This is a genomic window from Anaerovibrio sp. RM50 (genome assembly GCF_000622005.1).
GTDB lineage: Bacteria > Bacillota > Negativicutes > Selenomonadales > Selenomonadaceae > Anaerovibrio.
In genome coordinates this window covers 401,640-416,542 of record NZ_JHWV01000001.1, presented here as the reverse complement: position 1 = coordinate 416,542, position 14,903 = coordinate 401,640, and the positions used below count along the sequence as shown (strand labels likewise).

14 protein-coding genes are annotated in these 14,903 nt (G+C 45.4%); all 14 read left to right on the top strand.

All coding sequences use genetic code 11. The features are described from left to right. Nucleotides 1-375 (top strand): MIP/aquaporin family protein (locus T525_RS0102030; protein ID WP_027405810.1); only part of this gene is annotated, 375 nt, incomplete at its 5' end. 113 nt (nucleotides 376-488) lie between these two features. Beyond that, nucleotides 489-1,478 carry a dihydroxyacetone kinase subunit DhaK gene (dhaK, locus tag T525_RS0102025; RefSeq protein WP_027405809.1) on the top strand — a complete coding sequence of 330 codons (990 nt, stop codon included), beginning with the start codon at nucleotides 489-491 and terminating at the stop codon, nucleotides 1,476-1,478. Nucleotides 1,479-1,519: 41 nt separating this feature from the next. Further along, nucleotides 1,520-2,125 carry a dihydroxyacetone kinase subunit DhaL gene (gene dhaL, locus T525_RS0102020; protein ID WP_037324788.1) on the top strand — a complete coding sequence of 202 codons (606 nt, stop codon included), beginning with the start codon at nucleotides 1,520-1,522 and terminating at the stop codon, nucleotides 2,123-2,125. A 74-nt stretch (nucleotides 2,126-2,199) separates the two neighbouring features. Beyond that, nucleotides 2,200-2,586 carry a dihydroxyacetone kinase phosphoryl donor subunit DhaM gene (dhaM, locus tag T525_RS0102015; RefSeq protein WP_027405807.1) on the top strand — a complete coding sequence of 129 codons (387 nt, stop codon included), beginning with the start codon at nucleotides 2,200-2,202 and terminating at the stop codon, nucleotides 2,584-2,586. Between the two features lie 253 nt (nucleotides 2,587-2,839). Next, nucleotides 2,840-3,730: a DMT family transporter gene (locus T525_RS0102010; RefSeq protein ID WP_027405806.1), complete on the top strand. Its 891-nt coding sequence runs from the start codon at nucleotides 2,840-2,842 to the stop codon at nucleotides 3,728-3,730. A gap of 53 nt (nucleotides 3,731-3,783) precedes the next feature. Beyond that, the gene (ftsZ, locus tag T525_RS13900; RefSeq protein ID WP_051533334.1) at nucleotides 3,784-4,974 is read left to right on the top strand and encodes a cell division protein FtsZ; all 1,191 of its coding nucleotides are present in this window, start codon (nucleotides 3,784-3,786) and stop codon (nucleotides 4,972-4,974) included. Nucleotides 4,975-4,981: 7 nt separating this feature from the next. Next, the gene (locus tag T525_RS0102000) at nucleotides 4,982-5,722 is read left to right on the top strand and encodes a ThiF family adenylyltransferase (RefSeq protein ID WP_027405805.1); all 741 of its coding nucleotides are present in this window, start codon (nucleotides 4,982-4,984) and stop codon (nucleotides 5,720-5,722) included. A gap of 161 nt (nucleotides 5,723-5,883) precedes the next feature. Then, nucleotides 5,884-6,837 (top strand): TAXI family TRAP transporter solute-binding subunit, encoded by a 954-nt coding sequence (locus T525_RS0101995; protein ID WP_051533333.1) that lies wholly within the window; start codon nucleotides 5,884-5,886, stop codon nucleotides 6,835-6,837. Between the two features lie 136 nt (nucleotides 6,838-6,973). Further along, on the top strand, nucleotides 6,974-7,381 hold the full coding sequence (locus T525_RS0101990; protein ID WP_051533332.1) for a DUF1850 domain-containing protein: 408 nt from the start codon (nucleotides 6,974-6,976) through the stop codon (nucleotides 7,379-7,381). A gap of 26 nt (nucleotides 7,382-7,407) precedes the next feature. Continuing rightward, nucleotides 7,408-9,345, top strand: a complete 1,938-nt coding sequence (locus T525_RS0101985; protein ID WP_051533331.1) for a TRAP transporter permease — start codon at nucleotides 7,408-7,410, stop codon at nucleotides 9,343-9,345. Between the two features lie 157 nt (nucleotides 9,346-9,502). After that, complete coding sequence (locus T525_RS0101980) at nucleotides 9,503-11,221, top strand: GGDEF and EAL domain-containing protein (RefSeq protein ID WP_027405801.1); 1,719 nt, start codon at nucleotides 9,503-9,505, stop codon at nucleotides 11,219-11,221. A gap of 38 nt (nucleotides 11,222-11,259) precedes the next feature. Further along, nucleotides 11,260-11,757: a preQ(1) synthase gene (gene queF, locus T525_RS0101975; protein ID WP_027405800.1), complete on the top strand. Its 498-nt coding sequence runs from the start codon at nucleotides 11,260-11,262 to the stop codon at nucleotides 11,755-11,757. 145 nt (nucleotides 11,758-11,902) lie between these two features. Continuing rightward, complete coding sequence (locus tag T525_RS0101970) at nucleotides 11,903-12,493, top strand: ComEA family DNA-binding protein (RefSeq protein WP_037324786.1); 591 nt, start codon at nucleotides 11,903-11,905, stop codon at nucleotides 12,491-12,493. A 43-nt stretch (nucleotides 12,494-12,536) separates the two neighbouring features. Continuing rightward, on the top strand, nucleotides 12,537-14,885 hold the full coding sequence (locus tag T525_RS13895) for a DNA internalization-related competence protein ComEC/Rec2 (protein ID WP_232219172.1): 2,349 nt from the start codon (nucleotides 12,537-12,539) through the stop codon (nucleotides 14,883-14,885). The last annotated feature ends 18 nt before the right edge of the window (nucleotides 14,886-14,903 follow it).

Here is a 14,903-nt window from a genome sequence, read left to right as displayed (position 1 = left end):
GGTGTATTCTCCACTGCAAATGCTTGCGGTAACCAGATGACTGGTTTCCTCGGCGAGTTTATCGCTACCTTCTTCCTGATGTTCGGTATTTGGTGCATCTTCTCCAAGGGTGTTCAGGGCTCCATCGGCCTTGCTCCTGGCTTTGGCCCTTATCTCGTAGGTTGCTTGATCTGGGCTCTTGGTCTTTCCCTTGGCGGCTGCACTGGTTATGCAATGAACGCAGCTCGTGACCTTGGTCCAAGAATTGCTCATGCAATTCTTCCAATCCCTGACAAGGGTGACGGTAACTGGGGTTATGCTTGGGTTCCAGTAGTTGCTCCACTCTGCGGTGGTGTTGCAGCTTATGTTGTATCCAGCGCTCTTGGTATTATCTGATAGCATTTTGCTAGGTTAGGTCAATTAAACATCCCCACTTGTGACTTCATGGGTGGGGATGCTTTTATTAAACAGGGGTATTAGTATTTATTAACTTTTCAGGAGGGATTTTTGTGAAGAAGCTTATTAACGAAGTCGTAAATGTTGAAGAAGAAATGATTCTTGGCTTGGTAAAATCTGCACCAGACAAGCTCCGCAAATTGGATTGCGGTACTGTTGTAGTAAGAGCCAACAAGAAAGAGGGCAAGGTTGCTCTGGTTTCCGGTGGCGGCAGCGGTCATGAGCCTGCACATGGTGGCTATGTCGGGGAAGGCATGCTGGATGGCGCAGTAGCTGGTGCAGTATTTACATCTCCTACTCCAGACCAGATTTATGAGGCAATCAAGGCTGTAGCAACTGACAAGGGCGTTCTTTGTATCGTTAAGAACTACACCGGTGATATCATGAACTTTGAGATGGCTATCGATATGGCCAAGGATGAGGGCATCAAGGCTGATTATGTAGTAGTTAATGATGACGTAGCTGTTAAGGATTCCCTTTACACTACTGGCCGCCGTGGTGTAGCTGGTACTATTCTGGTACACAAGATTGCCGGTGCAATGGCTGAAAAGGGTGCAAGCCTGGAAGAGGTAAAGGCTGTTGCTGAGAAGGTAATCGCTAATGTACGTACCATGGGTATGGCTATTACTGCCTGCACTATGCCTGCTGCTGGCAAGCCTGGTTTTGAGCTGGCTGACAATGAAATGGAAATCGGTATTGGTATCCATGGTGAGCCAGGTACTTCCCGTGAGGCTCTGAAGCCTGCCAATGCAATTGCAGAGGAGCTGCTCACCAAGATTACCGATGATATTGACTTTGTAGGCAAGGAAGTAGCAGTTATTGTTAACGGTATGGGTGGTACTCCTCTTATGGAGCTGTACATTGTTAATAATTTCGTTCATGATTATCTGGACAAGAAGGGTGTTAAGATTTATGACACCATGGTAGGAAACTACATGACCTCCATTGAGATGGCTGGTTTCTCCATTACTTTGCTTCGTCTGGATAATGAACTTAAGTCCTTGTATGATGCAAAGGCAGATACTCCAGCTCTGAAGCGCTAATTTCCTGAGGGGAGCTGTTTAAAACGATTACTAATTCACAGATGATTGACATCTTGAAGGCTATTGCTGCCAAGATTGATGAAGAAAAGGATTATCTCACCGAGCTTGACAACGAGATTGCTGATGGTGACCATGGAGTAAACATGGCCAAGGGCTTTGGAGCCGTTGTAGCGAAGCTGGATGGCCTTGCTGGCAAGGATATCGGGAGTATTCTTAAGACCACTGGTATGACTTTGGTATCCACTGTTGGTGGTTCTGCCGGTCCTCTTTATGGTACTGCTTTTATGAAGGCTGGTGCCAAGCTGGCTGGCAAGAACGAGATGGATGGCAAGGACCTTGTTGATGCTATGGAAGCAGCCATTGGCGGTATTCAGATGCGCGGTAAGGCTACCACTGGTGAGAAGACCATGCTGGATGCTTTGTGCCCTGCTTATGATGCTTTAAAGGCAGGTATCGAGGCCGGTGAGGATATGAAGGATGCTTTGGCCAAAGCTGTTAAGGCGGCTGAAGATGGCGTGGAGTATACCAAGACCATCAAGGCTACTAAGGGACGTGCAAGCTATATTGGTGACCGCAGTATTGGTCATCAGGATCCTGGTGCGACTTCCGCATTCTATATGCTGGAGACCCTGTTGGCAAACATCTGATAATTAAGTTATTCAAAAGCCAGGCTTAGGGGGGAGCCTCTTAGTCTGGCTTTTCTATTTAAGGAGATTTGAATATGGTTGGTGTAGTTATCGTGTCCCATAGCCAAACCTTGGCTGAGGGGGTTGTTGAATTGGCAAAGCTGATGGCGTCTGACGCAAAAATTGTTGCAGCAGGTGGCCTTGATGATGGTTCTCCCGGTACCAGCTTTGAGAAGATTTACAATGCTGTAGAGGAAGTTTACTCTGATGATGGCGTTGCTGTTCTCATGGATATGGGCAGTGCTGTAATGACAACTGAAATGGTTATTGAGGCAATGGAAGGCCGCAAGATTCTTATGCTTGACGGTCCTGTTGTTGAGGGTGGCGTTGTGGTTGCCCTGGAGGCATCTCTGGGAACTCCTTTGGAGGAGCTTCAGGAAAAAGTTGACGAAGCAAGAGATACAAAAAAATTAGATAACTGATCGGGTTTCACACATAATGATATATAACCTGAGGCTGCGGAGGTGTACATCTGATGTCATTTATCCGCAGTTTTTCTTTTGATAACAGGAAAATGGTAAAATGGTCCATCATTTAAAATAGAAATTTACAGGGTGAGTGAAATAAGGCAGGAAAATGGCTAAAAAAATTAGCAAATAGATGATTTGAAATTGTGAAAATATTCGTTTTTGTTTACAAAATATGCTATAATGAAGTAGTCGGGAGGGGTAGCATTTGAAGCTGAGAGGAAGTATTTGTCTGTTGCTGGCAGCCTTTATTTGGGGTATTACCTTTGTGGCCCAGCTGGTAGGAATGGACAATATTGGCCCCTTTACCTATGGTTTTGCCCGATATGTGGTTGGCTTTATGGCTATATTAATTATTTGGTATGGCTTTAAAGGAAAACGTAGGGATGCCAAGGAAAACGGTGAGTATTATTCCGGCTGGAAGGCTGGTATGGGCGCCGGGGTGCTGATGTTTGTTGCATCAGCCTTTCAACAGTGTGCTTTGCAATACACCACCGCAGGGAAAACGGCATTTATTACCTGTTTATATATAATATTTGTTCCCATTATTTCAGTGATAGTAGGCAAGATACTGAAGCTGGAAAACTGGATAGGTGCCCTGGCCGCATTGGTGGGCTTGTATTGCCTGTCCATAAAGGGAGCTTTTGATTTAAATTATGGAGATGTTTTAGCTTTTATCTGTTCCATATTTTGGTCATTTCACATTATGTATATTGACCGTTTTGCAGATAAAAGAGATAACATAGATATATCTGCATCCCAGTTATTGGTATGTATGGTGTTAAATGGCATAACAGCCTTTGCCGTGGAGAATGTGGTATGGCGGGATGTGCTGAATGCCTGGTTTCCAATAGTATTTGCCGGGGTTATGTCTTCCGGAATAGCCTTCACCTTACAGATTGTGGGGCAGAAATACGCAGAACCGGCTCATGCTGCTATTATAATGAGCCTGGAATCAGTATTTGGCGCCGTGGGGGGCTGGTTTATCCTTAATGAGCAGATGAGTCATATGGAGGTATTTGGCTGTATGATGATGCTTATGGGCATGCTGATTACCCAGGGAAGCGTTATTCTTAGAAATCATTCGTTTAAAATATAGAATAGTATAGAAGAAATATGGGATTCTTTTACACTATGGGGAGGATTGCAAGTATGACTGAATCTAATTCTTCAATAAGAGGTGCAGTTGTTACTATAAAAATCGTTGGTGTTGGTGGCGGCGGCAACAATGTACTGGCTCGTCTGGCCGAGGATGGTATGGACAAGAGTCAGCTTGTGGCTATAAATACTGATGTTCGTCAGCTGAGAATTTTGGATTCAGCTGGTATCCCTGCAGTTCTTATAGGGGCAAATTTAACCAGAGGACGTGGAACCGGTGGCGATCCTGAAAAGGGACAGTCAGCAGCTATTTCTGATGCAGAGCAGATTGCTGATGCCATTCAGGGGGCTGATTTGGTATTTATTACTGCGGGTATGGGCAAGGGCGTTGGAACTGGTGCTGCACCTGTAGTTGCCAAGATTGCACACGATATGGGAATCCTTACTGTAGGTATGGTTACTTTGCCATTTTCCCATGAGGGCAGCCGGAAGATGGAAGTAGCCCGTGACGGCGTAAAGCTTTTGCGGGAGCACATGGATGCCCTTGTTGAGGTTAAAAACGATAATATTCAGCGTTTGCCGGAGTTCAGACAGAAGTCTGTGGGTGAGTCCTTCAGCATGGTGGATGACGTACTGCGCCAGTCCATCAGCAGCATTGTTGAGATGATTCAGACCACAGGCGTTATTAATGTTGATTTTGCAGATGTTACTACTATTTTCAAGAGTGGTGAGAACTGTGATGCCGTAATGGGTATGGGTGAAGGTGCCAATGCCCTGGAGGCCGTTCAGACGGCTATCAGCTCTCCGCTTATTGAGACTTCCATCAAGGGAGCCCGGGGGCTGATTGTTAATCTCACTGGCAGCAGTGCCCTGCCTCTTCATGATGTAAGGGAAGCTAACGAATTCCTTTATGACAATACTCATCCTGATGTGGAGAATATCATTGGCCTGGTGGTGGATGATACCATGGGGGATAATGTCAGGGCAACTGTTATTGCCACTAATTTTGATTCGGAGGTACTGGCTGAAAAGAACAGTATTGTAAAGCCTATCCAGTTTGGCAAGGTGGAAAAGACTAAGCCTATTCCGCCACTTTATGTGGACAAGAAGCCTGAGCCACAGCCAGATGCCGAGGGCAATACGCCAAACACTGATGGTCCTGAGCTCATTGGCTTTATGAAGCGTCCTGCTCACATGGGCGGTGTCAGTGTTAATACAAGCAGTACAGAAGATGTGAAAGAATAATATATTTATGGAAAGTCGTTTTGGAAGAACAGAGCTGCTTCTGGGGGAAGCAGCTTTGACGAAGATGTCCGGTAGCCGTGTAGTTATTTTTGGTGTTGGTGGTGTTGGTTCATATACCGTTGAAGCCTTGGCCAGATGCGGTATCGGGCATTTTTTGCTTATTGATAATGATGTAGTCAGCGTAAGCAACATTAACAGACAGCTTCATGCCCTTACAAGTACGGTGGGGCTGTTTAAGACCAGGCTTATGGCTGAGCGCATAAAGGAGATTAATCCAAAGGCGGTGGTAGAAACAATTGAAGATTTTTATCTGCCGGATAATCGGGATAAATTCTTCAAGGGGAAGATTGATTACATTGTGGATGCCATAGACACAGTAACGGCCAAGATTGATTTGGCAGTGCAGGCTGATAAGATGGGAGTTCCCATTATCAGCAGCATGGGTGCTGGAAACAAGCTGAATCCGACGGAATTTGAGGTTTCAGATATCTATAAAACCAGCGTGTGTCCATTGGCAAGAGTGATGCGTCAGAAGCTGAAAAAGCTGGGAGTAAAGAAGCTTAAGGTGGTTTATTCCAAGGAAGAGCCCATTAAGCCCAAGAGAACGTCTGGGGAGACAGACGATGCTTCCAATGGTGCATCCCAGAAGGCTGTTCCAGGCAGCGTGTCGTTTGTTCCTTCAGTTGCCGGCCTTATCGTAGCCAGTGAGGTAGTGAAGGATCTGTGTAGTGGGTTGATTGAACGATAAAATTGACCTATGTGTTGGTTATTTCCGGGTATACATTATAACTTAACATTTTTGTTATACTTACTATGACAATAAAATAATATTATGATATAATATTATTTGTTGTATACCAAAACTTTTTAAGGGGTTTTGAGGTGTAAATGTATAAGGAGGAATAAGAAATGAAACTGTTTGGCAAACTTTCTCTGTTGAGCGTCATGCTGGTGACCATAATTGCACTGGTTGCTGGTTGTGGCAGTGGTGATGGCGGCAAGAAATTCCTGAACATCGCTACTGGTGGTACTGCTGGTACCTATTATCCAATCGGTGGCGCAATGTCTGAAATTCTGAACAACGAGATTAAGGGCATGAACGCAAGTGCTCAGAGTACTGGTGCAACTGTAGCAAACATCAACATGCTTAAAGAAGGTCAGGTGGATCTGGCAATTGTTCAGAACGATATCACCTACTATGCTGCTAATGGCACAGAGATGTTCGAAGGCAAGAAGGTAGAGAATATTAAGGGTATTGCTACTCTGTATCCTGAGACCTGCCAGATTGTAACACTTGATGGTAAGGGCATCAAGTCTATTGCTGATTTGAAGGGCAAGCGCGTAGCTGTTGGTGCTATGGGTAGTGGTGCCGAGGCTAATGCACGTCAGATTTTGGCCGCTTATGGTATTTCCTATGATGATATTGATGAGCAGTTCCTTTCCTTCAGTGAGGCAGCAAGTGCATTAAAGGACGGCAACGTTGATGCTGCATTCCTCACCGCTGGTTATCCTACCGCTGCAGTACAGGATATCGCTTCCCAGAACAAGGTTCGTCTGCTTCCTGTAGAGGCTGCAAAGGCTGATGCTTTGATTGCCAAGTATCCATTCTACACCAAGGTTACTATTCCTGCAGGTACTTATGGCATGACTGAGCCTGTAGAGGCTATTTCCGTTATGGCTATGCTGGTATGCTCCGACAAGGTTGATGACGCTCTTGGTTATGAAGTTACCAAGGCTCTCTTTACTCACCTTGACCGCATCCAGGCAGCACATGCCGCAGCAAAGGCAATCAGCAAGGAAGGCGCAGTTAAGGGTATGCCAATTCCTATGAATGCCGGTGCTGAAAAGTTCTTTAAAGAATAAGAGAATATGAAAGCTATGGGAGCTGTTATAGAAGCTATTCTTTCAGCTCCCCTTTTTTAAAATGATAAGCAAAAAAAGTGTATTATGTGTGCTGGCGTTGGTCTTGTTGAGCACCGGCTGGTGGCTCAGCAGGCCAATGCTTGGCATATATGGTAATGAAACACAAAAAGTTGTGACCATGGAGGTCACGCCAGAAACCAAACTGGAAATAAGCTTTATACACTCGGTGCAGAAGACCTTAGTGGAGGAGTTTCTCACCCCAGATGAGAAGCTAAAGGGCTTTGTACTGAATTCCACCAAATATCATTCTTTTGGTGTTGGATTGCCTTTTATGGAGTCAGACGGCAATTTCCGTCAGGAAGGAAATGCCTTTATTATGGATGATATGAACCGTCACTTCAATGAATTGAACCTACGTACTGGAGTAGGAACCAAGCTGACGGTTACGGTTGATGATCAGAAATTTGAGCTTTATGAAATGTTTGAGCCTGGTCAAAAAATAGATATTATTATCGTGCCCAGATACAAGACCTTTTTAAGGTAACGGTAAGAAGGAGGGACTATACAGCTATGGCAGAAGAAAAAGATGAAAAAGAACTGGCCGCCGAAGTGCTGAAAAAGTACGATAAAGAGTCAGATACTATGCTGTATACGGGGGTTATGGCCAAAATTGTTTCGGCCATTGCAATTACGTTTTCAGTATTCCAGTTATATACCGCTATCTTTGGCGTACTGGATGCCCAGCTCCAGAGAGCTGTACATTTAGGCTTCGCCTTGGCGCTGTCATATTTGCTTTATCCTACAAGAAAATCCTGGTCCAGGACCAAGGTGCATCCTTTGGATGTACTGCTGTCAATCCTGGGTGCCGCGGCACCTGCCTATATCTGCATTATGTACCGTGAGCTGGCCATGCGTGCCGGTATGGTAACACCTACAGATATGGTAATCGGTGTTTTGGGCCTGCTGCTGGTGGTAGAGGCCACCCGCCGCGTGGTTGGTATCCCGATGGTTGTAGTTGTTTTGGTATTTTTAACTTACGCATTTGCGGGACCTTATATGCCTGGTGTTCTTGCTCACAGAGGATTGTCCATTGAACAGCTGGTAGGTCATTTGTACTTCACTACGGAGGGTATTTTTGGTATTCCGTTGGGAGTATCATCCACCTTCATATTCCTGTTTATTTTGTTTGGTGCCTATTTGGAATCCACCGGCCTTGGCAAATTCTTTATCGATATTGCCAATGCAATTGCTGGTTGGGCCAGCGGTGGTCCGGCGAAGGTAGCAGTTCTTTCCAGTGCTCTTATGGGTACTGTTTCGGGAAGCTCCGTTGCAAACGTTGCCGGTACTGGTAGTTTTACCATTCCAATGATGAAAAAATTGGGCTATCGCAAGGAGTTTGCGGGAGCCGTTGAGGCAGCCTCATCCACCGGTGGTCAGCTGATGCCTCCTGTAATGGGCGCAGCAGCCTTCCTTATGGCGGAGTTTGTAGGTGTGCCTTATATCGATATCGTAGCAGCTGCAGTAATTCCGGCTATTTTGTATTTTACTGGTTTATGGCTGGGTGTTCATCTGGAGGCCAAGCGCAACGATTTGAAGGGCGTTCCGCGGGATCAGCTGCCAAAGGCGTGGGTTATCTTTAAGGAACGCGGACATTTGGCAATTCCATTGGTAGTTATCGTTTATTTGCTGGTAACCGGTTATACGCCAATGCGTGCAGCACTGGTAGCCATCGTGCTTTCCATTGTTGCTTCTGCAATGAGAAAATCCACCCGCATGAAGCCAATTGAAATTATCAAGGGCCTGGAGGCTGGTGCCCGTAATGTTTTGGGCGTAGTTATTGCCTGTGCTTCCGCCGGTATTATTATCGGCGTGGTAACCAAGACTGGTATTGGTTTGAAGCTGGCTTCCGGTTTGCTGGCATTGTCCGGAGGCAATTTGCTGCTTACCATGTTCTTTACAATGATAACTTCTATTATCTTGGGCATGGGTGTTCCTACCACAGCAAACTATGTAATTACCTCCACCATCGCAGCTCCGGCTCTGGTTCAGATGGGTGTGCCTGTATTGGCGGCTCACATGTTTGTATTCTATTTTGGTATAATCGCGGACGTAACGCCACCGGTTGCTCTGGCGGCCTATGCGGCTTCTGGTATCAGTGGCGGTAAACCCCTTATGACGGGTGTAAACGCGTCGAAGCTGGCTATAGGCGCCTTTATTATACCGTACATATTCGTAATGTCGCCGATGATTTTGATGATAGATGCCACGGCCTTTGGCCTGGTGTTCTCAACGGTTACGGCAATATTGGGAATGGTTGGTGTAAGCTCCGCTATGATTGGCTATCTGGCCGATCACAGCAAGCCTATTGAGAGAGTAATTCTGTTTATAGGCGGTATTTTGATGATTATTCCGGGAGTTGAAACTGATATTCCTGGTATGATTATCTTAGTGGCAATTATGCTGTTGCAGAGAAAACGCCGCGCCAGCAGAGAAGCCGCTGAGGCGTAACACTTGAACAGTTGATTATGTACAGCATCCTGGGTTACTTTGGAAAATGTAATTCAGGGTGCTTCTTTTTTGGCTAAAAATATTGAATTAAAAAAGGAATTTGTATATCATTGTACTTAGGAATGCAGTATCAACGATTGGGAGATGAGTGATACAAATGAATAAGCGTACTAATATCCCACAGGGCTCTGTTCTGAGAAGAATATCCTTATTTTTCAAAATGATTCAGCGGACCACGGATGATTACTATTTTGCCACAGACATTGATGAGAATATGGTTATGGTGTCGGCAAATATGGTAAATGATTTTGAGGTTCCCAGCGAGTGCTTCCATGACATGGACCAGTATTGGATTCCTTTGATTCATCCCGATGATCTGGAAGGGTTCTATGAATCAATGAAGATGCCGGAATCCAGAAAAGCCAATATTGGTCACGATTATGAGTATCGTGTGAGGAACAGAAAAGGTGACTATGTCTGGGTGCGCTGCCGTGGGCAGTATGCCTTTGATACCCGTACTGATAAGCCGTTCCTGTTTATGGGCTGTGTCAAGAAGCTGGGCCAGCGCAATCATGCAGATGAGCTTACGGGTCTGTTGAACAAGTATCAATTTGAACATGCTGTCAAGGTAGCCTTGAACCGGTATCGCGTGGATGGAACCGGCGGGGCATTGATGGTTCTCGGCATTGACAATTTCAAAATCGTCAATGAAACCTATAACCGTCATTACGGTGATGAGGTACTTAAGCTGGCCGCAAAGATGATTTCTGATGTTTTGCCGGCCGGGGTTATGCTGTATAAAATGGACGGAGATGAATTCGCTCTGGTTATACAGGATGTGGACACAGATAAGGTGGAGGATATCTACGGAAGTATACAGAGGAGCTTTGCCCGCCCTCATAATATTGATGGTAAGCAGTTTTTCTGCACAATTTCCTGTGGTACCGTGCTGTTCCCGCAAGCGGGAAAGGATTATCTTGTGCTTCATAAGCATGCTGAGGCTGCCCTGGATTTGGCCAAGAAGGATGGCAAAAACAAAAACTGTATTTTTTCCAAGGAAAATTACAATCGCTGGATACGCTCACTGAGTATGCGGGATGACCTTAGGGTCAGCATCGAACGGGGCTGTGAGGGCTTTTCACTGTTCTATCAGCCACAGGTCGGCGCCCAGGAGAACAGAATTATAGGTGCGGAGGCCCTGCTTCGCTGGCGCAATCCTAAGGGGCGTATGGTTTCACCAATGGAGTTTATCCGTATTCTTGAAGAAACCAAGATGATTATTCCTGTGGGCCATTGGATTTTTGAAACTGCCGTTAAGCAGTGCAAGGAATGGCAGAAGATTAATCCTGATATGAGTGTAAGCATTAATCTTTCTTACGAGCAGATTAAGGATGCTTCCTTCAAGGATTTTGTGGTGGACTGCCTGAAGCGTTATGATATGAAACCGGAGCTGGTGGTTTTGGAGCTTACTGAATCCACCATTGTGTCTGACTGGAGCAATATTAACCGCCAGTTTGATGATTTCCGCAAGCTGGGCATCAGGATTGCCATGGATGACTTCGGTACAGGATATTCGTCCCTGGCTTACCTTAAGAATCTGTCCTGCGATATTGTAAAGATTGACCGTGCCTTCGTTACTCATATTACTGAAAAGGACAATAACTTTGACCGCCGTCTGGTGGGAGTTACTGTGGATTTGTGCCATAGTGTCAATATTAAATGCTGCATTGAAGGTGTGGAGACTGAGGAGGAATATACTCTTCTCAGGGATATTTGTCATGCGGATTCTATTCAGGGCTATCTGTTTGGACGTCCTGAGTCGCCGGAGAATTTTGAATTAAAATATTTTAAGGGCGAATCAGTGGATGAAGAATAAGCATTTTAGTAAGAATTGGATTGTTTTTAGGAGTTTTTATGCCAAGAGATAAGGAAGAAATGCCGGAGATTACCCTGTTGGGCAATCAGAATACAAAATATGGTTTTGAATATGACCCAGGGGTACTGGAGACCTTTGATAACAAGCATCCGGATAATGATTACTGGGTTAAGTTCAACTGTCCGGAGTTTACCAGCCTTTGTCCCATTACGGGCCAGCCGGATTTTGCCACTATTTATATTTCTTATGTGCCGGATATAAAGATGGTGGAAAGCAAGTCACTGAAGCTTTATTTGTTCAGCTTCCGCAATCATGGTGATTTCCACGAAGATGTGGTAAATATTATCAAAAAGGACCTGATAAGGCTGATGGACCCTAAATATATTGAGGTTTGGGGCAAGTTCCTGCCAAGGGGGGGGATTTCCATCGACCCTTATACCAATTATGGCCGTCCCGGCACAAAGTTTGAGGAGCTGGCATGGCACCGTTTCCAGCAGCATGATTTGGCCTTTATGGACAAGGTAGACAACCGATAAATAATAAATAATAATCTGTGATACTCCTGCATTTATTGTGCAGGAGTATTTTGTTGCAAAAAAATAGTAAATAAAAACGGATTGATATTGAAAATATTTAATAATGATATATAATTTAATTTAAAAAGAAGGGAGAAAAAACATTATGCTTAGAAAAATTTTGGCAGCCCTGGGAGTGATGCTGTTAATTGCGGTTGTTGCCACTTACTGGCAACTGGAAGGTGATGATTCACATGAATCTGGAGCTGTCAGCGGCCAGTCAGCTGAGAAGGCCATAATGGAAAATGGCGGAGATAATTATGCCGTATACGTCTGCGGGGCGGTGAATAATCCGGGAGTGGTGATGCTTAGTCCCAACAGCCGCGTGGGGGATGCAATCAATAGCTGTGGGGGACTGCTTCCAAATGCTGATGCAGAAGCAATTAATCTGGCAGAGGGAATAAAGGACGGAATGCAGATACGGGTTCAGGGGAGAACTAATAATTCTGTTCCAAATACTGAGGGACAGGGGGGAACCATATCTGGGGCATCGGCATCAGCTGATGGAAAAATCAATATAAATACAGCGGGCCTTGAGGAGCTGACCAAAATTCCGGGGGTGGGAAAGGCCACTGCCCAAAGAATTATCGACTACAGAACGCAAAACGGGCCCTTTGCCGCCATTGAGGACTTAAAGAAAATCAAAGGAATTGGGAAGGCAAAGTTTGAGAAAATGGCACCTACAATTTCAATTTAAAAGTGTTTAGTGATATTTGGTGCGGAGAATAATGGGGAAGGATATGTTTAATAATGGGCTGTCGCCAAAGCTGCTGGTGAATCTGCTGCTGGTACTGCTTGTGGCGGGAATAATTTTGGGGCGGGAGTTTAATTGTTTGCCTGGCATGAAGATGGCCCGGAATGACATTGGCCAATGGAGGGAGCAGGAGATTACCGTTTTGGGGGAACTGGAGAATGCTCCTGTAATACGTATTGATGATGAGGGTAAAAGTCATATTAAATATCTGGTGAACTGTGAGCGGGTACTGTCTTCCGGAAATAACTTGGACACCCAAGGGAAAATTATCCTCTATGCAAATGATGATTCCTTTGATGACCATAGGGGAAAATTGCATGAAAGAGAATATGAGGAAGAAAAATATGGCCGGTCCGGGGATAAAATCAAAGTAAGCGGGAAACTGATGAAGCTCCATGATTATCAAAATCCGGGGCGCATGGATACGGTAATGGCCAATTATGCCCAGGGGATTCACGGTCAGATGCGGGCTGGGAAATACAGCATTGAGCTTACTAGCCAGGATAAAAATATGGTTTCACGGATAGCCGAAAGGATACGCCATATTTATAGAAGCCAGATGGACAGCGTTATGCCAAAAGGGGACAGTGCGGCCATATTTGCCATGCTTTTTGGCGGCTACGGAGGCATAAGGCCAGAGCTGCTGGAGGCCTTTACGGTAACGGGATTGATTCATATACTTTCAGTATCCGGTTCCCATATTACCCTTATGGCAGGTACGGCCAATGTTATTGGTAGACTGTTGGGATTATCCGGGGGGCTTACTTCAGTATTGGCAACCTTGATTATTGCTGTGTACAGCCTTTTGGCGGGATTTACCACCCCGGTTATCCGTTCGGCCATAATGGGGGTATTGACAGTTTTGGCCCTTTCTTTGGGGCGGGAAAAGGATGCCCAGCACATTTTGAGCCTCACGGCTTTGGGAATTTTGCTGCTATGGCCCCTGTCCCTTTTTGATATATCCTTCCAGCTTTCCTTCGGTGCTACAGCGGGATTGCTTTACTTATCGCCGAAAATAGGCAGCTTTTTGCGGAAATATATGCATCGATATGTGGCAGATTCACTGGGGGTGACCATGGGGGCCCAGCTGGCTGTTTTGCCCTTTATGGCATGGTACTTTAATGTAATATCCATAAGCTCCCTTCTGGCAAACCTAGTGGTGGCGCCCATTGTGGAACTGATTATTGTAATAAGTCTGCTGGCAGGAGTAATTGTGGGGGTTCTCCCGATACTGGGGCAATTTATCTTTATTATATCCTCCATGCTGCTGGGACTGGCCTATGAGCTGACCCGTCTTATAGCCAGGCTGCCGGGCAGCCAGATTTATATCCCAACCTTCAGCCTTCCCATGTGGGGAATTTATTATCTGTTACTGCTGTCGGTTATTATGCCTGAGAAAACACGGCTTTATTATAAGGATCAAATCCTTAGTTTGTGGCTTAAGACAAAAAATAGCAATAAGGGCAGGTATATAATATGGGGCGGGGCGGCTTTGATGATGGCTGCTATTGTAATGTTATATGCCATAAAGCCCAATGAAATGCAGGTTCATTTTATTGATGTGGGCCAGGGGGATGCTGCCCTGGTTATAACTCCCCACGGTCATGCTTTTATGGTAGATACGGGAGGCACACGTCAGGGAGGCTACGATATAGGTGCCAGGGTAGATATACCCTATTTGCTCCATTATGGGGTAAGAAAACTGGATTTTATAATGCTTACCCATGCCCACGATGATCATGCCAAGGGTGTAGGGGGGATATTGGGAAAAATTCCCGTGGGAGCAGTTATGATAGGACATGAAGGCCGTGAGGCCTATTTAAAGACCTTTGGGGGGGCAAATCCTGCGGTGAAAACAGAGCCTTTAGTTACTCTGAAGGAGGGAAAGGAAATGACACTTGATGGGGTACGGATCCAGATATTATACGCTCCTGAGGAGAATAAAACCGGGGGAAGCACGGGAAATGAATTTTCCAACCTTATACGGGTATCTTACGGGAATCATAGCTTTCTCTTTACCGGGGATTTATCTCTGGAGCATGAAAGCATATTGTGCAGCAGGGGAACGGCCTTGGAAAGTACGGTCTTAAAGGTGGGCCATCATGGAAGCAGCACCTCCAGCTCGGAGAATTTTCTGAAGGCAGTAAAGCCCCAGTGGAGCATTATCAGCGTGGGATATGGTAACAGCTTTGGACACCCCAAAAAGGAGATTTTGGACAGGCTGGAACAATGTACTGCCAGTAAAATTCTTAGAACTGATGAAAATGGGGCAGTCGTTTTTTACACCGACGGGGAAAAATTGCGCGTTAATACGCAAATAGTGTATGATAAATAGACAGTGAGGATAAAAAAG

What these genes read in the sequence shown, in the direction of transcription:
- T525_RS0102000 (WP_027405805.1), top strand. Translation starts at nt 4,982, where the DNA reads ATGGAAAGTCGTTTTGGAAGAACAGAGCTGCTTCTGGGGGAAGCAGCT.
- T525_RS0101970 (WP_037324786.1), top strand. Translation starts at nt 11,903, where the DNA reads ATGCTTAGAAAAATTTTGGCAGCCCTGGGAGTGATGCTGTTAATTGCG.
- T525_RS0101995 (WP_051533333.1), top strand. Translation starts at nt 5,884, where the DNA reads ATGAAACTGTTTGGCAAACTTTCTCTGTTGAGCGTCATGCTGGTGACC.
- dhaL (WP_037324788.1), top strand. Translation starts at nt 1,520, where the DNA reads ATGATTGACATCTTGAAGGCTATTGCTGCCAAGATTGATGAAGAAAAG.
- dhaM (WP_027405807.1), top strand. Translation starts at nt 2,200, where the DNA reads ATGGTTGGTGTAGTTATCGTGTCCCATAGCCAAACCTTGGCTGAGGGG.
- ftsZ (WP_051533334.1), top strand. Translation starts at nt 3,784, where the DNA reads ATGACTGAATCTAATTCTTCAATAAGAGGTGCAGTTGTTACTATAAAA.
- T525_RS0101990 (WP_051533332.1), top strand. Translation starts at nt 6,974, where the DNA reads ATGCTTGGCATATATGGTAATGAAACACAAAAAGTTGTGACCATGGAG.
- T525_RS13895 (WP_232219172.1), top strand. Translation starts at nt 12,537, where the DNA reads ATGTTTAATAATGGGCTGTCGCCAAAGCTGCTGGTGAATCTGCTGCTG.
- T525_RS0101980 (WP_027405801.1), top strand. Translation starts at nt 9,503, where the DNA reads ATGAATAAGCGTACTAATATCCCACAGGGCTCTGTTCTGAGAAGAATA.
- queF (WP_027405800.1), top strand. Translation starts at nt 11,260, where the DNA reads ATGCCAAGAGATAAGGAAGAAATGCCGGAGATTACCCTGTTGGGCAAT.
- T525_RS0101985 (WP_051533331.1), top strand. Translation starts at nt 7,408, where the DNA reads ATGGCAGAAGAAAAAGATGAAAAAGAACTGGCCGCCGAAGTGCTGAAA.